General features: G+C 70.3%; 20 protein-coding genes. 19 read left to right on the top strand and 1 reads right to left on the bottom strand.

The window, feature by feature from the left end; translation table 11 throughout:
• Positions 1-478 precede the first annotated feature (478 nt).
• From ACF08B_RS38430 to ACF08B_RS38375, 12 genes are all read left to right on the top strand, one after another.
• Complete coding sequence (locus ACF08B_RS38430; protein WP_392321681.1) at positions 479-1,408, top strand: conjugal transfer protein; 930 nt, start codon at positions 479-481, stop codon at positions 1,406-1,408.
• Positions 1,405-1,746: a hypothetical protein gene (locus tag ACF08B_RS38425; RefSeq protein WP_392321680.1), complete on the top strand. Its 342-nt coding sequence runs from the start codon at positions 1,405-1,407 to the stop codon at positions 1,744-1,746. The genes ACF08B_RS38430 and ACF08B_RS38425 overlap by 4 nt, the downstream gene beginning before the upstream one ends.
• On the top strand, positions 1,743-2,321 hold the full coding sequence (locus ACF08B_RS38420) for a hypothetical protein (protein ID WP_392321679.1): 579 nt from the start codon (positions 1,743-1,745) through the stop codon (positions 2,319-2,321). Before ACF08B_RS38425 ends, ACF08B_RS38420 begins: the two co-directional genes overlap by 4 nt.
• Complete coding sequence (locus ACF08B_RS38415; RefSeq protein ID WP_392321678.1) at positions 2,318-5,008, top strand: ATP-binding protein; 2,691 nt, start codon at positions 2,318-2,320, stop codon at positions 5,006-5,008. The genes ACF08B_RS38420 and ACF08B_RS38415 overlap by 4 nt, the downstream gene beginning before the upstream one ends.
• Positions 5,008-5,358 (top strand): hypothetical protein, encoded by a 351-nt coding sequence (locus ACF08B_RS38410; protein WP_392321677.1) that lies wholly within the window; start codon positions 5,008-5,010, stop codon positions 5,356-5,358. Before ACF08B_RS38415 ends, ACF08B_RS38410 begins: the two co-directional genes overlap by 1 nt.
• 1 nt (position 5,359) lies before the next feature.
• Complete coding sequence (locus ACF08B_RS38405; protein WP_392321676.1) at positions 5,360-8,077, top strand: hypothetical protein; 2,718 nt, start codon at positions 5,360-5,362, stop codon at positions 8,075-8,077.
• Between the two features lie 38 nt (positions 8,078-8,115).
• Entirely contained in the window at positions 8,116-9,225 is a 1,110-nt protein-coding gene (locus ACF08B_RS38400; RefSeq protein WP_392321675.1) for a C40 family peptidase, read from the top strand.
• The gene (locus ACF08B_RS38395; RefSeq protein ID WP_392321674.1) at positions 9,222-9,866 is read left to right on the top strand and encodes a hypothetical protein; all 645 of its coding nucleotides are present in this window, start codon (positions 9,222-9,224) and stop codon (positions 9,864-9,866) included. The genes ACF08B_RS38400 and ACF08B_RS38395 overlap by 4 nt, the downstream gene beginning before the upstream one ends.
• A complete protein-coding gene (locus ACF08B_RS38390) occupies positions 9,842-12,472 on the top strand; it encodes an ATP/GTP-binding protein (protein WP_392321673.1) in 2,631 nt (876 codons plus the stop codon). The genes ACF08B_RS38395 and ACF08B_RS38390 overlap by 25 nt, the downstream gene beginning before the upstream one ends.
• Complete coding sequence (locus tag ACF08B_RS38385; protein WP_392321672.1) at positions 12,469-13,383, top strand: replication-relaxation family protein; 915 nt, start codon at positions 12,469-12,471, stop codon at positions 13,381-13,383. Before ACF08B_RS38390 ends, ACF08B_RS38385 begins: the two co-directional genes overlap by 4 nt.
• Positions 13,384-13,534: 151 nt before the next feature.
• A complete protein-coding gene (locus ACF08B_RS38380; protein ID WP_392321671.1) occupies positions 13,535-13,765 on the top strand; it encodes a hypothetical protein in 231 nt (76 codons plus the stop codon).
• 98 nt (positions 13,766-13,863) lie between these two features.
• Positions 13,864-14,424 carry a hypothetical protein gene (locus ACF08B_RS38375; protein ID WP_392321670.1) on the top strand — a complete coding sequence of 187 codons (561 nt, stop codon included), beginning with the start codon at positions 13,864-13,866 and terminating at the stop codon, positions 14,422-14,424.
• Between the two features lie 133 nt (positions 14,425-14,557).
• Here ACF08B_RS38375 and ACF08B_RS38370 read toward each other — a convergent pair whose 3' ends face one another.
• Complete coding sequence (locus tag ACF08B_RS38370) at positions 14,558-15,073, bottom strand: hypothetical protein (RefSeq protein WP_392321669.1); 516 nt, start codon at positions 15,071-15,073, stop codon at positions 14,558-14,560.
• Between the two features lie 528 nt (positions 15,074-15,601).
• Here ACF08B_RS38370 and ACF08B_RS38365 point away from each other — a divergent pair.
• From ACF08B_RS38365 to ACF08B_RS38335, 7 genes are read left to right on the top strand one after another with little or no spacing between them, the layout of a single operon-like run.
• Positions 15,602-15,967 carry a secreted protein/lipoprotein gene (locus tag ACF08B_RS38365; protein WP_392321668.1) on the top strand — a complete coding sequence of 122 codons (366 nt, stop codon included), beginning with the start codon at positions 15,602-15,604 and terminating at the stop codon, positions 15,965-15,967.
• Positions 15,961-16,842 carry an ATP/GTP-binding protein gene (locus ACF08B_RS38360; protein WP_392321667.1) on the top strand — a complete coding sequence of 294 codons (882 nt, stop codon included), beginning with the start codon at positions 15,961-15,963 and terminating at the stop codon, positions 16,840-16,842. The genes ACF08B_RS38365 and ACF08B_RS38360 overlap by 7 nt, the downstream gene beginning before the upstream one ends.
• A gap of 19 nt (positions 16,843-16,861) precedes the next feature.
• Positions 16,862-17,560: an SAF domain-containing protein gene (locus ACF08B_RS38355; protein ID WP_392321666.1), complete on the top strand. Its 699-nt coding sequence runs from the start codon at positions 16,862-16,864 to the stop codon at positions 17,558-17,560.
• Positions 17,560-18,387, top strand: coding sequence for a hypothetical protein (locus ACF08B_RS38350; RefSeq protein ID WP_392321665.1), 828 nt, complete (start codon positions 17,560-17,562; stop codon positions 18,385-18,387). Before ACF08B_RS38355 ends, ACF08B_RS38350 begins: the two co-directional genes overlap by 1 nt.
• Positions 18,377-19,864: a CpaF family protein gene (locus ACF08B_RS38345; RefSeq protein WP_392321664.1), complete on the top strand. Its 1,488-nt coding sequence runs from the start codon at positions 18,377-18,379 to the stop codon at positions 19,862-19,864. The genes ACF08B_RS38350 and ACF08B_RS38345 overlap by 11 nt, the downstream gene beginning before the upstream one ends.
• Positions 19,861-20,814 (top strand): type II secretion system F family protein, encoded by a 954-nt coding sequence (locus tag ACF08B_RS38340; protein ID WP_392321663.1) that lies wholly within the window; start codon positions 19,861-19,863, stop codon positions 20,812-20,814. The genes ACF08B_RS38345 and ACF08B_RS38340 overlap by 4 nt, the downstream gene beginning before the upstream one ends.
• Complete coding sequence (locus ACF08B_RS38335) at positions 20,811-21,695, top strand: type II secretion system F family protein (protein ID WP_392321662.1); 885 nt, start codon at positions 20,811-20,813, stop codon at positions 21,693-21,695. The genes ACF08B_RS38340 and ACF08B_RS38335 overlap by 4 nt, the downstream gene beginning before the upstream one ends.
• Positions 21,696-21,731: the final 36 nt, after the last annotated feature.

The raw sequence follows: 21,731 nt of genomic DNA, 5'->3' as shown, positions 1-21,731 counted from the left end.
GCCTTCAGCCCGGACGCTCAGTGATCGCGCAGCCGACTGCGCAGCCTCGGAGGGGCATTGTGCAATCGGGCTGCGCAACCGGCCCGGGGATCCGGCGCAGTCGAGTTGCGCTGGGGCGGCTGCGCAGCCCGTCGGACTTCCTGATCTTCTCTTGCGCAGGTCCGTCTCGCGCATTGCGCAGGCCTCTGACACGGCCCGGCCGGCTTCCGTCTACGCATCGGTGTCCGGGCCCTGTGGCCGGGCGGCACGTGATCGCGCGGCGGTCGCCAGTCAGGTCAACGCGCGCCGGACACGGTGGCCTGCCGCCAGATCGCGGCAGACCCATGGTCGGGGTCATGGTCGGCCCGACCATGACCCCGACCATGGACTTCGTGTCCCCATCGTGACCATGGTCGGGGGTTCATGGTCGGTGGTCGGGTCGGGGTCGCCGGGTTTTCTCAAGGTCAGCAACTACACGTCCTGACCTGGGAGTTTGACCATGTCCCCTGGCAAGCAGGCCTCAGAGAGCGAGGCCGCTGCTCAGATGGCGGCCGGCGCCCGGCTGGAGGCGATGCGCCGCCGCGTACGCCTCTCACGCGTGGCGGTCTGGACCGTCATCGCGGCCGGCCCCATCGCCCTGTGCGTCGCTGTCGCCTCCACCCCGACCACGGTCGCGGCAGCCCCCGCGGCCAAGCCCACCGCCGTGCGCACCGCGACATTCGCCGCCGACCCGAGCGGCTATGCGCAGGTGTTCCTCGTCGCGTGGCTGCGCAGCAGCGCGAACGACGAGACGAGTGCGCAGGCGCGGCTTGCGCAGTCGATGGCGCCGGACGTCGAGCTGCCCGCCCTGGCCGATGCGCAATCGGCGCCTCAGTCGGTGACGGCGGTGCGCAGTACGCACCGCGGCACTGGCGCGTGGTCGGTGACGGTGGCTGCTCAGTACGCAGGCGGATCGGTGCGGTACTACGCCGTGCCGGTGGCAGCCGACAGCACGGGCTCCTCGTTCACTGTGACCGGTGCGCCCGGCGTGGTGGCCGGCCCGGCCCGGGCCGAGGTGCCGAAGTCGTCGTACGCCGTGACCGTCCCGGAAGGGAATCTGTCCTCCGCTATCGGGCAGTTCCTCGCCGCCTATCTGACGGGTGCCGGCCAGGTCGACCGCTACCTGGCGCCCGACGTGCAGCTCACCGCCGTCTCCCCCGCCCCGTACACGGCGGTCGCCGTCCAGGAGGTGTCCGCCGTCGAGGAGGCCGCGGCCACCGAGCAGGTGCCGGCGGACGGCACGACGGTGCGGGTGCTCGCCTCGGTGGAAGCCCGGGGTGCGACCGGCCGGTGGCCGCTGGCGTACGAGCTCACGCTCAAGGCCCGCTCGGGCCGGTGGGAAGTCGCCGCGCTTCAGTCCGGCACGGCTCAGGACGGGGGTGCCCGATGAACACCGTGCACAGCCTGATGCTCGCCGGGCAGCTGGACGATCTTGGCAACTCGTGGATCAACATGTTCAAGGAGTGGGCGACGAAGGGTCTGCAGGCCGGTCTGATCTGCCTGGTCGTCGTCATCATGATCCAGAAGTTCTCGCTGAAGGCGGGGATCGGCGCCCTGCTGCTGATGGTGATCGCGCTCGGTCTGTACAACTCGCGCAACGACCTGGCGAACATGTTCACCGACGAGGTGAAGAACCCGTCGAAGGGGGCGCCCGTCGTTCCTGGGGTCGTCCGGTCCGAACTCCCGGCCTCTCTTGACCACTCGCCGGGCGTCGGAGGCTGGCTGTGAGCGCGGCCGCGGCACGGGTGGGCCGCTTCTACACCTCCGCCCGCCGCCACCCCTGGGTGCTGGGCAAGGTCGCCGACTGGAAGATCCCGCTCGGCCCGTACACGCCCGCGCAGATCGCGGTCGCCGTCGGCGGCGGTTTCCTTCTCGTCAAGACGATCAGCTGGTGGTCGTCGATGGGGCCGGTCCCCATCGTCGGGTGGGGCCTGGTCATCTGGATGGTGCGCCGGCCGAAGGTCCGGGGCCGTGCCCCGATGCAGGCCGCACTCGGTTGGGTGCTGCTCGGCTGGCAGCCCCGCGGTGGGCGGATCGGCGGGCGGGCCGCCCGCGACCGCGCTGCGCACCCGCTGCTCGGCGGCTTCACCATCGAGGACACGCCCGCGCCCGACTCCGCTGCGCAGGCCGCACCTTCCCGTGCGGTGCAGCGGCGTCCAGCCCCGACGCCGCGCCCCAGCCCGGCCACAGACCGCTCGACCGCACCCCGCCGCACACCGGCGGTTGCTCCCGCAGCAGCGGCAGGGCCGGTGTCGGGTGTGCAGCAGCTGCTCGCGCTCGCCCAGCAGGGGGGTGCGCGGTGAGGGTTCCCATCCGTCATATCGCCGGGCACCTGGTGTGGTCGACGCAGGGCAGCGTGTGGGCGATCTACCGCCTGCACCCGGGCCCCGACGCGCAGGGACGCCGCGAGGAAACCGTCCAGGGCACCTACGTGCCCTCTGCCGTCCGCGACGAACAACTCGCAAAGATCACGCACTTGGTGCGCTCGCTGTTCGGGGCCCCGCGCCTGTACGGCATGTGCGCCCAGGTCGACCCGGGCGAGATCGCCCTCAGAATGATCGAGGGCATCGAGCCGGTCGAGCAGGCACCCGGTGCGGGCCGGCACCCGTGGGTGGAGAACGTCGAGGCCGCCCTCGACCTGCTGGACGACCAGGAGATGCACCGCCGCACCCTGTGGCTGGCCGTGCCGCTGCAGACCGAAACAGGCGGCCTTCAGGTGTCGGCGTCGCTCGGTGCGGCCTGGGCCGAGGTCGCGCCGATGCTGGGCATGCGGCTGGCGCCGGTGGCCCGGCGCGAGGTGAGCGCGTATCGCGAGCAGGCCTCGCGAGTGGAGGCCGCGCTCGCCGGCGGCATCGCTTTCCGCCCGGCCCGCCCGGCGGAGATCGTGTGGATGATCCAGCACGCCCTGCACCGCGGCCTTGCCGAGCCGCTGCTGGCGGAGGCCGAGACCAGCGAGATGTACGGCGGGCAGCTCCGCGACGGGGTGCTGCGCTCCCCCAGCTACGCCGACCTGGGCCAGGTGCGCCTGCAGGAAGGCGGCATCGACCCCGGCCTCGACGACGTCGACGAGCTCAAGAGCGCGGGCCGGATCACACGATCCGGGCGGAAGGCCTGGTGGCGGGTGAACACCGGCTCGCCGCTCGGGCGGCGCTGGCTGCAGGTCGAGTCCGACGCCGGGGTCGGCTACCAGGCGCAGTTGGCGCTGGCCGAGTGCCCGCCCGCGGTCAGCCAGGATGCCGCCGACCTGTTCGCCCAGTTGGAGATGCTCGACTTTCCCGTTGACTACACCGTCGACCTGACGCTCGTGCCCGCGGAGAAGGCCCGCGACCAGGTGCGGCGCAAGAAGAACGAACTCATCGACCAGGCCGACCAGTACGACGCCCGCCCCACCGGCATGCCCGCGTCCCTCACCGAGGCCGCCCGCGACCTCGGCGAGCTCGACGCCCGTCTCTCCCGCACCAGCGTGGAGGTCGAGGTGCAGTCCGTCACCGTGCTGACGGTGTGGGGGCCGACCGCCGCCGTCTGCGACGCCCGGGCCCGCGCCCTGGCCGCACTGCTCGGCGGAGCCGACTACCGGGCCGTGCGCCCGGCCGGCCTGCAAGAAGCCCTCTTCACTCTTGGCCTGCCCGGCACGGTGCGGCCCGGTGTCGTCCGGGAGTTCACCCAGCACCAGGTCTCCGAGGACTGGGCGCTGGGCGGAGCCTTCACCGCTGCGGAGGTCGGCGACCCCAACGGCATGTTCCTCGGCATCGACCTGGACTGCGGCACCACCCGCCCCGTCATGATCAACGTTGCGGATGCGCCCAAGGTCGACGCGTCCGCGTCGATGGGCATCGTCGGGGACCTCGGCGCAGGCAAGAGCGTCCTGCAGAAGCTGATCGCGGAGGCGGTGTGGGCGCGCGGCGGCTGCGCGATCTGCATCGACCGCACCCCCGTACGCGAGTGGGCGACCTTCGCCCGCACCGCCGCCAAGGGCCGCGTCCAGATCATCGACGCCGCGCAGGCCGAGGTGTCCATCGACCCGCTGCGCATGTTCGACGGCCCCGAAGGCCGCCACTACGCCCTGTCCTACCTCACCCTACAGATCGGCATCGGCCCGATGAGCACCAGCGGCGAAGTCCTCCACCACGCCGTCGAGCAGGCCGCCGCCAGTCCCGAGCCGTCCATGCACCATGTCCTTGAGGTCCTCGAGGAGATGGCGACGCGCAAGGCGGGCAAGCGGCAAGACGCGGCCGCGACTCTCGCCGGCCTCATCCGGGTCGTCGCCACCAACTCCCTGGCCCGGATGGTGTTCGACCCGACGCTGCCGCCGGTGCGGCTGGACGCCTCCAGCGCCTCCGACATGATCGTGATCACCACCACGGGACTGAAGCTGCCGCCGAAGGCCGCGTTCGCCAACCCGGAGATCCTGCACCAGCAGCCGCTGGAGGCACTGATCGGCCGGGCGGTGCTCTACCTGATTGCTGCGATCGCCCGGCAGACCGCGTTCGAGGACCCCGAGCGGTTCACTGCGGTGGTCCTGGACGAGCTGTACTGGCTGACCTCGTCGGCCGAGGGCACGGCCCTAGTCCACGAGATCCTCCACGACGGGCGCAAGCACGGCGCCGGCCTGTTGGCGGGCTCGCACGACGCCGAGGAACTCGGCCCCGACCGCGGGCTGATGGCCTACCGGGCACTTGCCCGCACCGCCGACCGTGAACGCGCACGTCGCGGTCTGGAGTTCGTCGGGCTCGACCCGAACGACGGCGAGCTGCTGCGGCTGGTGACCACCGGCCTGTCCCCGGTCGGCCAGAAGGGCCGGGAGGGCGAGTTCCTGCTGACCTGCCCGCGGCAGAACACCGGCCGCATCAAGGTCTCCATCCCCCGCATCCCGCGCATCACCACCTCCATCACCACCACGCCGGGACACCGCACGAGCGCGGTCGCTCCCACGGTGCCGGAGCCGCCCTCTGGTGAGGCCGCCCAGACCCGTCCGAAGGAAACCGTCTGATGACCACTTTGTTGTGGGACCGCTCGAGGCGTGTCGCCGGCGCTGTGAGTGTCCTCACCGCGATCGCCGTCGTCGTCGCCGTCGTCGTGCTCGTCCTCGGGGCGGGCGTGCCGGAGGCGTGGTGGCCGCGCACCGGGCAGGCCTTCGCCGCCGACGCCGCGCACCGGGATCCCTGCGCCCTGATCGTGGGCCCGGCCAAGGCGTACTGCGAGCGCGGCGCCGCGGCCAAGGCCTCCGCCGGTCATCAGGTCGTGGCCGGCGGGGTGTGGAGGCTGGTGCCTGCCGGTGCGGGTGTGGGTGCGCTCGTGGTGTGGCGGCTGCGCGGTGCCACTGGGCAAAGGCGGCGCTGACGTGTTCCGTCCAGACCGCGCGACCCTGCGCTCCGTCGGCTTCGTCGTGCTGCTCACCGGCGTGTTCCTCTTGGTGAACACCCAAGTTGTGTACGCGGCCGGCAGCAACAGCGAGACCGGAGACCTGCTCGCCCCGCTGAACATCACCTCCTCCGAGGGTGTGCCGATCGACGGGTACGACCTGAACGCCGAGGGCGGCTCCATCGTCGCCTTCAAGACCCAGGCCCTGGCCTTCACCCTGTCGGGGCTGTTCACGCTGATCCGGCTACTGGTCGGGCTGGCCGGGTGGGCGATCGAGGTGGCCTTCCGGTTCCCGCTGCTCAAGCTCCTCACCCGCCCGGCGCAGAAGGTCGCCGACACCTACGACACGGTGGTCGTCGACACGCTCGGGTTGAAGGGGCTCTTGCTGGCCTGGGCGTTTGTGTTCGCGGGGTTCATGATCGTGCGTGGCCGGGTCGGCCGCGGTCTGGGCGAAATCCTTCTCACTCTGCTCATCGGGGCGATCGCCGCCTCGGCTCTCATCCGCCCCGACACCCTGCTCGGCCCGGACGGGCCGCTGGGGCAGTCCCAGCAGGTGGCTGCCGAGGTCGCGCAGCAGAGCGTCAACTCCTACGACTGGGGCGGCAAGATCGCCAGCTATGACCCCTGCGCGGGGATGGCCGGCAACGCCGAGATCAAGTGCGAGGAGCGGGAAGGCGAAGGACCGGTCTCCTCAACCGAGGTGGCCCGGCCCATCCAGGATTCGATCACGAACGCCTTGATCGTCAAGCCGTACATGCTCCTTGAGTACGGGCGCATCCTCGACCCGGCCAAGGACTCCGACCGGAAGGCCTACGCCGTCCACCTGAAGTGGGTCACCGGCGGCTACACGCCCCGCTCCGAGCCCTCGGACAAGGCGAAAGACGCATGCGACCTGATCCTGGGCGAAGCAAAGAAGTACTGCGAACGCGGCGTCGACGGAGCACCGGACAACCACACCGACGACCTGCCCACCCTCACCCCAGGAGGAGAACTCCTGGACGCCGCCCACCCGATCGTCACCGACGAAGACCAGGCGTTCGCGGCGTTCCTCGCCGACATGAAGAAGGCCGGACCGGTCGGCAAGTCCTGCGCCGCCTACGCCGAGAAGCCCACGTGGTGGCGGGTCGGCGGCGCCTTCCTGCTGCTGATCGCCGCGCTGTTCATCTGCGGCATGCTGCTGTCCTCCGCGATCGTTCTGCTCGGCACCCAGGGTGTGTGCGCGGCCGCGGCGGCCGTCGGCGGCGTCACGTTCGTCGCGGGCATGCTGCCCGGGCCCGCACGCCAGTCGGTGTGGAAGTGGCTGTCTCTGTGGGGGATCGCGGTCCTTGCCGTAGTCGGGATCTGCGCGTTCATTCCGTTCTTCGGGATCGCCGTCGACGCCACCATCACCAACGGCCCCGACCTGATGGTCGAGCGGATCCTCCTCATCGACGTCCTGGCCATCGCTGGCGCGGCCGGACACCGCAGACTGCTGACCGGGATCGCCTCCTTCGGCCGGCGCATGGCGATGCGGATGCGGTACGCCAAGGTCGGCGGCACCCACATGCCCGGCGACACCTCCGAACTCGGCGCCGCGCTCGCCATGAACTCCCCTGCAGCGATGGGCGGATATGGCGGCGGGTTGCGCGCTTTCACCGGCGGGGGTGGCGGCAGGTTCGGGATGCTCGGCACCCGGCAGCGGCTGATGGGCGCACTCACTTCCCTGTTCGACGGCGCGGGCATGCCGGTGGACACCGGCGGGATCCTCGCTGGTGCCACGGCCGAAGCCGGGCGCGGTCTGGCCCCGCTGACGGCGGCCGCGGCCGTGGGCGGGCTGGGCGCGCGTCTCGGGGTCAAGGGTGCTGGCTGGCTGCTGATCGGACGGCGGCCGGACAAGGAGCAGTTGGCCAAGTGGCGTAAGCCCACCGCCGACGGCGATCCGAACACGGGCGGGCCGTCGGACGGCGGGGACGACGGTTCCGGTGGCACAGGGCCGCGTCGGCCCGGGGGGCCGCCCGACCGGTATCGCAGCGCGGAGGGGCAGGTCGTCGACCGCAGCACCGGCCAGGTGCTGCACGACCAGAACACCGACCGCACGCTGTTGTCGACCCGGGCCCACAATCGGCTGGTCCGTTTCCGCGGGTACCGCATCCTCAACCGGGGCGGCCGGGCCGCCTACGGGGCGACAGTCGGTCTGCCGGCCAACGTGCGCCGCGCCCGCTCGGGAGGCTCGCGCTACTCCCAGGACGCCCGCCAGCAGGTGCGGGTATGGGGCAACACCGTCCGCGAAGACGGCCGGGCCTGGGGCGACACCGGGCGCCACGTCGCCAGGGTCATCCGCGACCACACCGACGACAGCGGCGGAACCGGTCCGTTCACCAGCCGCCGCCTGCCAACCGCAGCCACGCCGACCGCTACCCCCCGCCCGCGGCCTGCGCCCTCAGGTCGTCCTTCCTCTGCCCCCACACGGCCGGCCGCGCCCGCGGGCGGTCCCGCAGCAACTCCGCCTCCGGCACCGCTCGCCCGCCGGGACGGCCCTGCGCAAGTGCCTCGGCCCGATCTCGGCAGGTCCGGTCGTCCGGTTCATCCCGGCGACGGTGACGCGGGCGGTTCCGCAGGCACCAGCAACCAGGCCCGGATACAGGAGTCGATGCGGCAGGCCGAAGCGCTGCGCGAAATGCGAGCCCGGTGGGGGACCGAGGACGGTGAGGACGAGTGAGGCCGTCCCGGCGCCGGATGGCGAGGTGGGGGTGTGCGGTGGCGCTGCTGATGTTTGCCGCCGTGTGCTGTGCCGCACCAGTGGGGAACGCGATCAGCGCGTATGTCGCGCTGAAGACGGGCCAGCAGGGCGACGGCGGGATCGCCGAGGGCGGCAGTGCCGCGGACATCCCGCCGCGGATGCTGACCGCCTACGAGAAGGCCGTCGAGCAGGTCGGGACGTATGTGCCGAAGTGCCAGGGCATGCGCTGGCCGATCCTCGCCGGGATCGCGAAGGTCGAGTCCAACCACGTGGTGGGCCGCAACATCGCCGACAACGGCGACATCCGCCCGAAGATCTACGGGGTGCTCCTCAACGGCTCCGGCCAGGGCGGCAACACCACCGTCGTCCCGGACACCGACGGCGGCAAGTGGGACGGAACCTCTCAGGGGGAGCGTGCGGTCGGTCCGTTCCAGTTCCTGCCCTCCACGTGGGAGTCGATCGGTGAAGACGGCAACGGTGACAAGGTCGCCGATCCGCACAATGCCGACGACGCCGCGCTCGGCGCCGCGATCTACCTGTGCGGAGGCGGCCGCGACCTGACCAAGCGTGCCCAGCTCAAGGCCGCGATTTGGCAGTACAACCACTCGGACGAGTACGTCGCCAACGTGCTGGGCTGGATCGACCAGTACACCGCGGCCGCCAAGGATCCGGACCTTAAGAACGTCTCGGGGAAGGTCCGTACCGTTATCGACGCGGCGCTCTCCCAGCGTGGTGTGCCCTACTCGTGGGGCGGCGGCACCGCGAAGGGCCCGTCGTACGGGATCTGCTGCTCACCCAGCGGCAAGAGCGGCACAGACATCAAGGGCTTCGACTGCTCGGGGCTGACCACCTACGCGTACGCCAAGGCCGGCATCAGCCTGCCGCGCACCGCGGCCGCGCAAGCCGGCGTCGGCCAGCGCATCCCCGCCAGCCTCGGCACGAGCGCCCTCAAAGTGGGCGACCTCGTCTTCTATGCCTACGCCCCAGGCCGCGATTCCACGATCTATCACGTAGGGATCTATGCCGGCAGCGGCCAGATGATCAACGCCGCCCGCCCGGGCACGGTTGTCCGGCTGGACTCGGTCGACGCGATGTCGGGCTATGCGGGGGGAGCGCGGCTGCTGTGACCACGATCCCGCGCTCACCGCGTCTGCTGGTGCTGAGCGCCGCCCTGCTCGCCGTCGTCGGCGTCGCCCTCCTCGGCATGCCGCACGGTCAGCAGCCACCGGCCCCGGCGGCATCTCCGCCCGCTCACGCCACCGCGGAACCGTCACCTGCGGCCCCTGCACCGACCACTGACGCGCTGGCTGTCGGCACTCCTGCCTCGACGCCCGCCGCGTCGACACCGGCGGCCGGTGCGTCCGCACTGCCGCCCCACGGCGAAGGCACGGCCGGCGATGCGGCCGTCCAAGAGGCGTTGGAGGCCGCGTGGCCCCCAGATCTTCCCTCCGGCGACGCACGCGAACTGCTGACAGCGGGACGCGACCTCCTGCGCTCCGACGCCACCGGGATCGGCCGCGCGCATTGGCCTGCGGTCTTCTCCGTCTCCCGGCAGGGCCTCGCGCCGGCGTTCGCCACCGCCCGCTTCCGTATCCAGGCGGCGATCGCCCGCCGCGACGGCAGCCCGGACAAGACGGTGGTGCACCTGGTGTGGGCCGGCATGGACCGCGGAGGCACCTTCACCGACGGCCGCATCACGGACTGGCACTTCACCCGCACCAACACACTGAAGGGGGCGTCCACGTGGACTCCGCAGCCCCGTACCTGACTGGCCAGGCCCCAGCATCAGCATCAGCATCCGGCCGGGTGCCCGGCCTCGTCTTGGGCATCGTTCACACCGCCGGCTGGGTGATCGCCTACTGGTGGATCGCGGCCTTGGCCGCCGTGGCGGTCTGGGCCACTGGCGTGGCGGTGGTGCGCCATCTGGCGCGGAAGGCCTCGGCCGAACGGATGGCGCTGGAGCTCGTTCCGTCACGGCACTTCGACCCTGGTCTGGAGGAGATCTTCCGCCGGGGTGTGCAACTCGCCCGGGCGTCTACGAGCATGCCGTGGTGGGCGCCGCGCCGGTCGAAGTCGGTGCAGATCAGGCTGCGCGCCGACGGCTCCAGCCCGCTGCGCTACCGCATCGAAGGCCCGGCCGGCGGCGAACGCCTGCTGTCGATCACGCCGTTCGGTCCGACCGTCACTGTGAACCGGGCCCGTCCCCTCGTCGACAAGCCCCGTGACCACGTGGTGCGGGCGGAGTTCATCCTACGCGGCAAGCCGACCGCACCCCTGCGTGAGGTTCCGCTGAACCCGGACCCGCTGCAGCCGCTGATCGACGCCGTCTCGGACCTCCGTGCCGAGCTGGGAGACCTCGCCGAGATCCGGCTCGACATCCAGCGCGCCCCCAAGTTGGCACTGCGGGCGCGCCGTCTGCAGCTGATGAGCGACGCGCGACGCGCGGAGCGGCGCGAGGCCCAGCGGGCCACCCGCTGGGTGCGGCAGGACGCCACCGGCATCGAGGACTCGCTCACCTGGCAGCTGCAGCAACTGGTAGCCGGCAAGCAGGGCGGAGGCGGGCGCCGACTGGTCGTGCCGCCCGTCCCGCGCCGGGTGGACCCGGAGGAGGCGCTGGGCAAGCTCGCCGAGGACGACCACTTGGTGCGGGTGCAGTTGCTGGTGATGTGCGCGTCGAACACCGAGGGCCGCGCCGAAGCCCGGCTCGCTCAACTCCAGGCCGCCCTGGATGTGTTCGGCGGCGGCTCGCGCTGGGCGATGCGTGGCTGGAGGGTAGGCCCCTGGCGGTTCGGGGCGGACCGCTGGCCCAGCCGGCGCGGCTTCGAACGCCGCTGGACACTGGGGCACTGTCAGCCCCCCCGTCCGAACTGGGTGAGGCTGGAAGAGCTGACCGGCCTGCTCAAGCCACCCACGACGCACTGCCGACTGCCTCTGCTCGCCGGCGACCTGCCGACGTTCGAGCATGGCGATCCCGAGCTGTTGCTGCAGGGGATCTACCGCGGCCCGGACGGCCGTCGGCGCTTGATCGCCACCTACGCCAAGGAGACGCTGTTCGAGGTCGGCGTGGGCAAGGCAGGCGGCGGCAAGACGGAGCGCGCCCTCGCCCAGGCGATCGGCTGGGCGCATGCCGGCGGCGGGCTGATGTTCGTCGACCCGCACCGCGACTCGTGGCCGCGTGCCCTGCCGTTCCTCGCCCACGACCACCTGATGCCGCGGATCGCACTTATCGACCTCACCGCCAGCGGACCTGCGCCGCAGCTCAGTAGCTGGAACCCGATCGGTATGCACCAAGGCCAGGTCGCGCACGAGGTCGTCGAGGCAACTGCCGACGCCTACGCGTCCGTGCTCGGCTGGGACGACGCCACCGCACCCCGCGCACTGACCATCTTCACCGCCGCCCTGGCGGTGCTGGTGGCCGTCAACGAGACCGCCTGCCAGGCCGGGCGGCCGGAGGACCAGGCCACGATCTTTCACGTGCGGTCCCTACTGACCGACCCGGACTTCCGTACGACGGCGCTCACCGCCATCGAGGGGCGCCTGGACGAGGAGACCCGGTCCTGGTGGCGGACTGTGTTCCCCACACTGCCCACCGACGCATTCGCCGTCGTCCTCAATCCGATCGCCCGCCTGGCCGCGAACCCCGTCACCCGCGCCTTCCTCGGGCAGCCGGCCGGCATCTACAACATCCGGGGGGCGATGGACTCCCGGATGATCGTGTGGGTGTGCCCGGGCGGCAACGGGCCCACCGACCGGCTGATCACCGCGCTACTCGCCCGGGACCTGCTGCGTGCCGTGCGCTCGCGCCGCGACACCCCCGAAGCCCAACGGGTGCCGTTCCGCCCGTACTTCGACGAGCTGATCACCCTCACCGGCGCAGCCCCGGAAACGATCGCCGCGATGTTCGAGGACTTCCGCAAGTACAAGGTGCACGTCCACGGCATGACCCAGCTGCTGGCACGCCTTCCCATCCCGGTGCGACTGTCGCTGGTGCAGAACGCCTCCACCCTGGCCTCGACCGCAGGTTCGCAGTCCGCCATCGCCCCGATCACCGCCGAGTGGGGTGACCGTCCAACTCCGGACGTCGTCGCCGCTCTGGACCGCTTCGAGCACTACATGTCGCTGACCGTCGAGGGGCGCCGTGTCGGTCCCGTCCGGATCACCGGCCCTCACCTCGACAACGTCTTCGCCGACTACGCCCGCCCGGGCCAGGTGGGGGCATTGGAGCGCGCCGCCTGGGCCACGGCAGGCGCCGCGCCGCTGGACCAGCTCACCGACCGGGCCGAAAACCAGCTCACCCGCGTAAGCGCCTTTCTCCCCCAGCACGCCCCCGCCCAGCCGGCCGTCCATCTGCAGAAGAAGAGGAAGTACAAGTGACCACCGCCTCCGAGACCACGCCGTCCGGCCGTGCGCCCAGCCCCATCGAGCCGCTGCCGCATCAGCTCCTGGCCGTGCTCGGCCAGCACCGGATGGCGACCACGAATCAGCTCCACGAACTGCTGCGGCCAGGCGCCGCGCGGCAGACAGTCTCCGCGCCGCTCAACAAGCTCCGCCGCGACGGCCTGGTGGACTACACCGTGCTGCCGCAGTCCAACCGGTCCCGCGCCTGGTACCTGACCAGCGAGGGCGTCCGGCTGACGAAGGACTTCCCCTCTCTGCGGGGGCGCCCGGCCTATCCGATCAGCTCGGCAACGGCCGCTTCGCTGAAGACGCCGCACACCTTGACCGTGCTCCGTAGCCACCTCGCGTTCGTCGCCGATGCCCGCCGCCGGGGCGACGAGCACGGTCACCTGGACTGGACACCGGAGGTCTCCCACCCGCTCAGCGACGGCGAGCGGATCATCACGGATGCGGTCATGCACTACACCCTCATCGAGAGCGAGGAACGCACCAAGCTGCGGGCGTTCGTTGAAGTCGACCGGGCGACCATGGGCAGCGAGCGGCTCGCCTCGAAGCTGATCGAGTACGCGCGATTGTGGTCGTACGAGCCGCAGCCCGTCGGCCGGCCCCGCTCCCGGCAGCCCGCCGCTGCCGGGGCGGTGTGGCTGCGCTGGTATCCCGTGTTTCCCCGGGTCTTGTTCGTGCTGACCGGGGCCTCCCGGTACGTCCTGGGCAACCGGATCAGTGACCTGCAGGCCATGGTGGCGGAGCACCCGCTCGTGGGCACGCTGGCCCGGCAGGTGCCGATGGGCGCGGCAGTCCTGGAGGACCTCGAGGACCGGGGGCCCGCCGGTGACGTCTGGGTGCCTCTGGCCGGCGGCGATTGGAGGCCGTGGACCGAGCTGTGACACGGCGACGCTGCGGCTGGTCGTTTGTCTCAGCCTCGCAACTGCCTCCGAAACCCCTTGAGATTTGCTCTCGCGAACTAGTAGTTTACTACCGCACAGCCGGGTGGACGCTCAAACCAACCTTTCCTGCCGTGCACTTAGGAGATTTCTGATGACGCACGCAACGGAAATCATTCGCATTCACGAAGACAGTGGCGAGGACGCATGGCCCTTCGGGACACGAGTCGTCTCCCACATCGGCAGCGCCTGCGTGATCGAGGGAACCGGCGATTACACCCCGGAGGAGCTGCACCTCGTCCGCCGCCGCTTCCCCGGCCGGTACGTGACGCTCGACGGCGACGTGATCACTGTGTGGCCGCCCTCAAGCCCGCGAGGCCGGTAAGCACACCCCTGCTCGCAAACCCGGCAGGCCTGCCCCCACCGGGCCAGGACCACACGACCTCCTTGATTCCAGGCCGTTCAGCGAAAGGACACAGCCCCATGAACAGTCGGAACACCACAGCGTTCGCCAGACGCCTCCCTGCGCTGGCGATCGGCGTCAGTCTTGGCCTGGGCGTCTCCGCCTGCTCGGACGGCAGCCGGGACCAGGACCGTCCGGCGGCGAAAGCGGGCGGCGGCTCCGCCCCGCACGAGCAGCTGCAGACGGACAAACCTCTCGCCGAGCTGCAGGGCCAGGGCGGCCTGTCCCTCACGATCACGTCGGCCAAGCGGGACCCGGCCGGCTACGTCACCGTGCGGGGCAATCTGAAGAACGACGCGTCCACCGTGGCCGTGGTCCCCGCGGAACTGCGCGGCGACGATCTGAAGGTACTCAGGACCGGCCCGTCACTGGGTGGGGCGACCCTCGTCGACTTCGCCCACAAGAAGCGCTACTACGTGCTGCGCGACACGGAGGGACACCCCCTCACCACGACCCGCCTGTCCACGCTGAAGGCCGGCGAAAGTGCCCTCGTCTTCATGCAATTCCCCGCTCCCCCGTCGAACACGGTCGGATTCCAACTGCCACTGTTCGACACCGCGAACGTCAAGATCGACGAGTGAGGTGGACGCCCGCGTGGTCACCACCCGATCGCGGATCACCGCTCCGCTCCTCGCCCTCACCGTCGCGGCAAGCATCCTGGCAGGAGGGTCGGCCGGGAGGGCTGCCGCTGCTCCCCTTCCGAGCGCGGCCGCCTCAGGCACGCACGCGCTGCTCACCATCGACCCGGGTAGCCCCGGCCTTGCGCTCCGCCCCGGTGCGTCGCTCGCCCCTCCCAAGATTCTCGACCTCGGTTCGCAGCCCGTCGGCATTGATGAAGTTGTTGAGGACCTGGAAGGAGCCGAACGCCGCGAGGACACAGGAACGCAGGTGACGTTCGGCCTGCAGGCTGAGGCGCTCTTCACGAAGGACAGTGCGTGGCTGGGCAGCTCTGCACGGTCCCGTATCGCCTCCGTCGCCCGGGAGATCGCGCCGCGGCCGGGAACGGAGATCCGGGTGTACGGCTTCACCGACGACCTCGGTTCCTCCTCCCACGGCGACGCCCACTCCCACGGCGTGCCGTGCCGTCCAGAGGGTGCTTGCCCAGTTGCTGCGCGGCACGGTGGTCACCTTGGACACGCATGGGTTCGGCGAGCGGAATGCGGTGGCCTCCAACGCCACCGAATCCGGCCGCCAGCAGACCGGGCGAGTTGAGATGTCGTTCTCACGCACCGCGGTCAGGCAGGTTCGGTCGACGATCCGAAGGCTCCCTGACGGGATGCGGGTGCGACGAGTGAAGACACAGAACTACAAATCGACATCCGATCCCGAATGTGACCGGATACGTCCCGAGATATTTGAGTGAACTCAACTATTGAGCTGGGAAGTTGACTGGCATATGCGTAACCTGACGATCACGCAGAAGCATTGCCGCAGCTGGACCAAGCTGCGGTTCTGGACCGCCCGTACCCCAGCGGCAGCTGGGGAGACGGTCTACCGCACCGCGACATACGGGGAGGCATCATGAAACGTCGCGCACACAGGCCGCATCCCACTGTTCACGTTCGAAGGGTCGCTGGCGCCTCCATCGCGCTGTGCGCTGCGCTCGTCCTGACCGCATGCAACTCCTCTGATGGCAAGAGTGCAGCCACGCAGAAGTCTCCGAGCGTCACGCCGTCCTCCGCGCCCTCATTGACCGCTGACCCGAAGACCGCGGCAAAAAGGGCAGCGATTGCCACGTATGGGGCCTACTGGCGGGAGATGGAAAAGCTCTACGCCGACCCCACTGGCCGGAGCGCACATCTTGGCCAGTACTCCGCTTCTGCGGCTCTGAAGAACGCCGAGGCGGACGCCAAGCGTGCCCATGGCCGCGGCCGCGTCTATACCGGCACCGTCGCTCTCAGCGACCAGAGGGTCACCAAGGTCGACGCAACGGGCAAGATCCCCAATGCGACCGTCTCCAGTTGCCTCGATGTCTCCAAGTGGCAGCCCATCGACGCCAAGAGCAAGAAGCCGGTATCCCTCCCGAAGAACCGGCTAACAAAGTACGTGATCGTCAGCACCGTCGAGAAGTACCCGCAGGGGTGGCGCGTCACCAGCGACGAACCTCAGGGGAAGTCGTGCTGAAGCGCGGCGCCGCCGTAACCGCAGCAACCATTCTGGCCACGCTATCGATCTCCGTTACCAGCCATGCGGGAGAGGACCCGAAGGGCGACGGCGGTATCGACTGCGGCCTGTACATCTGTGAAGTCGAAGTCGACGTGCCCGGGCAAGGTGGCGGCCAAGCAGGTAGCAGCGACACCGCCGGCGGAACAGGTGGGCACGGTTCGGATGACAATGACGACCCCTACGGCACTGTCTGCACGTACAAGCTCGCAAAGCCGCAGCCACCCGTCGGCAGTCTCGACTGGGAAGGCCACAAACCCGGCGACGGGGCCGTGTACGAGCAGACATGCGGTAACGGTGACGTCAACGGAGACACCATCGTTCGGATGGTGTGGCTGGCAGAACCGCCCAAGCAAGCGACGGTCGACCCGGCTGTCCTGGCGCAGCGTGCAGTTGACTCGATGACCCTCCTCGGCCCGGACATCGCCAGCCCCCGTGCTGCCGGAAAATACACCGTTGGTGTTCCGATGTGGATGTGGGTCAACCAAAGCGCCACGACCTACGGTCCCAATGCCGCATCCGCGTCCGCAGGCGGGATCACCGTGACCGCGACCGCCAAGGTGTCGAAGATCGTGTGGAACATGGGTGACGGAGCCTCCGTGACCTGTACGGGTCCCGGTACCCCCTACACGTCGTCCGAGGGCATGGCCCAGTCCCCGGACTGCGGACACGTCTACGCCAAGACCTCGGCCGGTGCCCAGAACAGGAAGTTCCCGGTGGCCGCGACCTCAACGTGGACGATCAACTGGCAGGGCGGCGGACAAGCCGGCCAGCTCACCGAGGTCCGGCAGACCAACGTGCAGGTGGCGGTCGGCGAAGTCCAGGTCGTCAGGTAGCCGCCGGAAGGACAGAACGGTGAGCAAGACCCAAGTAGACACAGCCCCGAACGGTGTCCCGCAGCAGGGACGAGTGGCCGGGCCCGTGGCCCCGCCCCGGGTGTCGGCTCGCAGGCGACGACCAGGCGTCATCGCCCTGTCGCTGGCGCTGATCGCAGCCGGAGGCGCTGGAGTTGCCGTCCTCCTGCTGCAGGTCGGCAACCGCACGGACGTGGTGACCGTGGTCCGCGACGTCCAGGTCGGCCAGGTCCTTACTGAGGACGACCTGGGCAAGGCCTCCGTCGCCCTGGACCCCGCCGTCAAGGTGGTACGGGCCGACAACCTGAAGTCGGTGGTGGGCAAGCGGGCCGCCGTGGAGCTCAAGCCCGGCTCCCTGCTCACGCCCTCGCAGGTGACGAAGGACACCTTGGTGAAGGCCGGCGAGCAGCTGGTGCCGATCGGCCTGGAACCCAAACAGATCCCGGCGACCGCGCTGGTGCCGGGCCAAAAGGTGGAGCTGGTGCACGTCCCGGCTCAGGGAACGACGGACACCGGCAAGACGTCCGACGCCGCACCACAGACCATCGACGGCCGGGTCGTGAAGGCCTCCGGCGCCGCCCCCGGTACCGGGATCGTGGTCGTCGACATGGCCACCTCCGCCACCGACGGCCCCACAGCCGCCGCGTGGGAGGCAGCCGGCACCCTGCGCCTGGTCCTCGCTGCCCCGGACGGCAACTGATGGCTGTCATCGCGCTCGCCGGGTGCAGCGGCGCGCCCGGCGTAACCACGAGCGCCCTGGCGCTGCTGCTGTCGTGGCCGCTGGAGGCGGGCCGGCGGTTGGTCCTGGCCGAGTGCGACCCGGACGGCGGGGCCGTGCTGCACGGGCTGCTGCAGGGCACGCTCGGCGACCGGTACGGGCTGCGCAACCTCTCGGTCGCCGCCCGCAAGGGCGAGTTCAGCGAGGCCTTCTGGCGGCAGCTGATCGACCTGAGCGGTGAGGACGGCAAGCAGGAGTCACCGCGCGACCGGCTGTTGCTGCCCGGCATCACCGACCCCTCGCAGTCGGCAAGCCTAGGCCAGGTCTGGAAGGTCCTCGCGCAGATGTTCCGCGGCATCGAGGCCGAGAGCGGCCACGACGTCCTCATCGACCTCGGACGCCGCGGGGCCTACGGGCCCTCCGGGGTGCTGGCCGAGCAGGCCGACGCCACCTTCGTGGTCGTCCGCAACACCCTGCGCTGCCTGCAAGCAGCAGAGGGCAGGGTGCGCGCACTGGAGGAGCGCGTCGGCGACGTCAGCGTGCTGATGATCAACGAGGGTCCGTATCCCGCGGGCGAGGTACAGCGCGTGCTGCAGGTGCCGGTGATCGCCACGCTGCCGTATGCGCCGAAGGACGCCCGCGTGCTGTCCGACGGTGCCGAACAGCCGCGCCACTTCTCCAAATCGCCGCTGATGAAGGCCGCCCGCACGGGCAGCACGCTACTGGTGCAGCGGGCTGCCATGCGCCGGGCCCGGCTCGATCCCCGCGGTGCCCGTGCTGCAGGCGGGGAGGTGACCAATGCGCGCTAGGCCGTTGCACCACGACCCCTCGGTGGCACCGGTCCCCCAGGAGTGGGGGCAGCAGACCAACGGAGTACCGGCAGTTGCTGGTGCTGCCTCCAGTTCGCAGGTGCTCGGTACGGCGATTCCGCAGATCACCGTCGACTATCGGGTGGCCCGGGACATCGCGTCCCAGGTTGCCAAGCAGCGCGAGGAACTGATCAAGACGAAGCCCGACATGGACCGGTCCGGTGAGGAGCAGCGCTGCCTGAACTGGATCGCCGAGGCGGTCGCGCTGTGGTCGGACGCCCAGGCGATGACGCCGCAGGAGGATGAGGCGCTGCGGCGCGCCGTGTATGACCTCCTCTTTCGGGCCGGCCGGCTCCAGCCGTACCTGGACGATGACCGGGTCGAGGACATCATCATCCAGGGGCCGCACGAGGTGTGGCTCGACTACGGCGACGGAGAACGCCGCCGGGTCGGTCCAATCGCGGACTCCGAAGAGGAACTGCTGGAGTTGCTGCGGGAGCTGGCCCGGGGCTCCGGGCACAGTGAGCGCACGATCTCGACCGCGAGCCCCACCCTCGCGCTGTCCCTGCAGGACGGCTCCCGCCTCCAGGCCATCACGGGGCTCGGGCCGATGACGTATGCGGTCATCCGGCGGCACCGGGTCTCCCACGCGAATCTCGACGACCTGGTACGGCTGGGCACCATCGACCCGATCCTGCGCGCGTTCCTCGGCGCCGCCGTGCGCGCCGAGAAGAACATCATGATCGCGGGAAAGCAGAAGGCCGGGAAAACGACCTTGATGCGGGCGATGCTCAAGGAGTTCGACCCGGAGTGCCGGTTTGCGACCATCCAGACCGAGGACGAACTGTTCGCCCACCAAAACGGCTACCACCAGCAGGTCGTGTCCCTCGTCGGGCGGGAGTCCAACGGGGAGAAGGACGTCACCGGCCGCGGTGCCGGTGAGGTCACGCTGCTGGACCTGATGCATCCGGCGCTGCGGATGTCACTGGAGCGGATCGTGGTCGGCGAGGTCCGCGGCCCCGAAGTCGTCGCCATGATGCAGGCGTTGACGAACGGTTCAGGCGGCAACCTGTGCACCATCCACGCGCGGCGGCCGGACATCATCTTCGACCGGATCGCCGAGCTGTACGCGCTCGCCCAGGAGAACCTCTCCGAGCAGCTCGCCTACCGGCAGACGGCCAACGGTCTGGATTTCGTCGTGTATGTCGACATGACGGACGAGACGCAGATCGGCGGCCGCCGCCACCGCTACGTCTCCCACGTCCTGGAGCTCACCGGGATCGGCGAGAACGGCCGGCCCGCCACCAACGAGGTCTTCTCCCCCGGCCGCGAATGGGGCGAGCTGCGGGCGGTGCCGAGGATGGACCCGGGCTGCGTCGATGACCTGCGCCGCGTCGGCTTCGACTCCAGCCTGCTGCAGGAGTCGTATGGGGCCTGGTCGGCGCCGTTGCCGCTCAAGGTGGGGGGCGGCCGATGATCCTTCTGTTCGGGCTGCTGTGCGGGATGGCTGTGGTCGGCGGGCTGATCGGTGTCGTGGCGGGTGTCGTGGGCACGACTGCGCCTCGCCGGGCCCCGCTGCTCACGCGCTGGCAGGCAAGCTTGCGCGGTGGGAAGAACCAGAGCGAGGACGCACGGATGCGGCGGCGCACCCTCATGGTCGCGTCCGTCGTGGTCTTCGTGGCCGTGTGGCTGGTCTCGGGGAACTTCGTCGGGAGTGCGCTGCTGGGTACGGCCGTCATCGGCGTGCCCTGGCTGATCAGCCCGGCGCAGATGGCGCAGGACCGCATCGGTCAGCTGGAGGCGCTGAGCGAGTGGACGCAGCGGCTGGCGGGGCTGCTGAGGCTGGGCATGGGCCTGGAACAGGCGATGATCACCAGTCGTCAGGGGGCGCCGGACGAACTCGCCCCCCAGATCATCAACCTGTCCGACCGGCTGCGCCTGGGGTGGCGGCCGGACGGAGCGCTGCGCGCGTTCGCCGAGGAACTGGACGATGTTACCGCGGACAAGGTGGTCGCCGCGCTCATCCTGTCGGTCAACGACCGCGGCCCGGGCCTGGCTCAGGCACTGGAGGATCTGTCGGGCACCGTCCGCGAAGAGGTCGCCAAGAAGCGCGCCGTCGAGGCGGACCGGGCGAAACCCCGCACCACGGTGCGGTGGATGACCATCATCACCGTGGGCGTCGTGGTGGCCGGGTTCTTCGTGCCGTCCTACACCAAGCCGTACTCCACGCTGCTGGGGCAACTCGTGCTGGCCTTCCTGACGGCCGGGTTCATCGGCGTCCTCGCCCTGATGCGGCAGCTGGGCAATTTCCGGCGCGTCCCGCGCTTCCTGGTCACCGACCCAGCCAGCACCGTCCGGCTGCCCGCGCCCGGCCCGGAGCCGGATCCGCCGGTCACCGCACGGGAACCGGAAGGGGCCGCCTCGTGAACCTGCTCCCCGTTGTTGTGACCGGCGGCACCGTCGGTGCCGGCGTCGCCTTGCTGATCCGGGAACTCCTGCAGCCCCAGCCCGCGTTAAGGCCTGCCCTGCAGCGCAGTGCCCCGGCGTCCTTGACGATGCCCGAGCCGGAGCTGGACCGCGAGGAGGTCTGGGGCCGGTGGCTGCTGGCCCGCCTCGAGCGGCTCCCGGGCGTCCGGGTCCCCACTACAAACCTGGCCCTGCTCGGCCAAGGGCCGGGTCAGTTCATGCTCAAAAAGACCGCGTTCGCCGCGCTGGGGCTGCTCTGCCCGGTGATCGCGACGATTCCGTGGATCATTGCGGGCGTGGGCCTGCCGTTCTACGTGCCCGCCGTCGTCGGACTCATCATCGCCGGCCTGCTGTTCACCGCGCCCGATCTCGCCGTGCGCGACCAGGCCAAGCGGGCCCGGGAAGAGTTCTCGCACGCCCTGTCCGCCTACCTCGACCTGGTCGCCCTCAAGCGAGCCGCCGACGCCGGCCCCGCCGAGGCCCTCGAAAAGGCCGCCGAGGTCGGCGAGGGCTGGCCCTTCCTCTATCTCCAAGGCGCGCTACGGCGGGCCCGGCTGGAAAAGATCCCGCCGTATCAAGCGCTCACGGAACTCGCCTCCGAGTACGACCTGCCCGTCCTGAACGACGTCGCCGACATCATGCGCGGCTCAGCTACCGACGGCGCCGCCGTCTACAAGGCCCTTCGGGCCCGTACGGCGGCGCTCAATGCCGAGTTGCTGGCCGATCAGGCCGCGGAAGCCAACACGGCCAGCGAGAAGATGACCGCGCCCGGAGCCCTGCTCGCCGTCTTGGTCATGCTCTTGATGGCCTTCCCCGCGGTGATCCGCATGCTGACCGTCTGAGACCAACCACGACTCGTACAACGCTCCAGAGAGGTA

The organism is Streptomyces sp. NPDC015139, from assembly GCF_043079785.1.
Lineage (GTDB): Bacteria > Actinomycetota > Actinomycetes > Streptomycetales > Streptomycetaceae > Streptomyces > Streptomyces albidocamelliae.
Note: the sequence above shows the minus strand (reverse complement) of the source record. Positions and strands in the feature narration are given on the sequence as shown.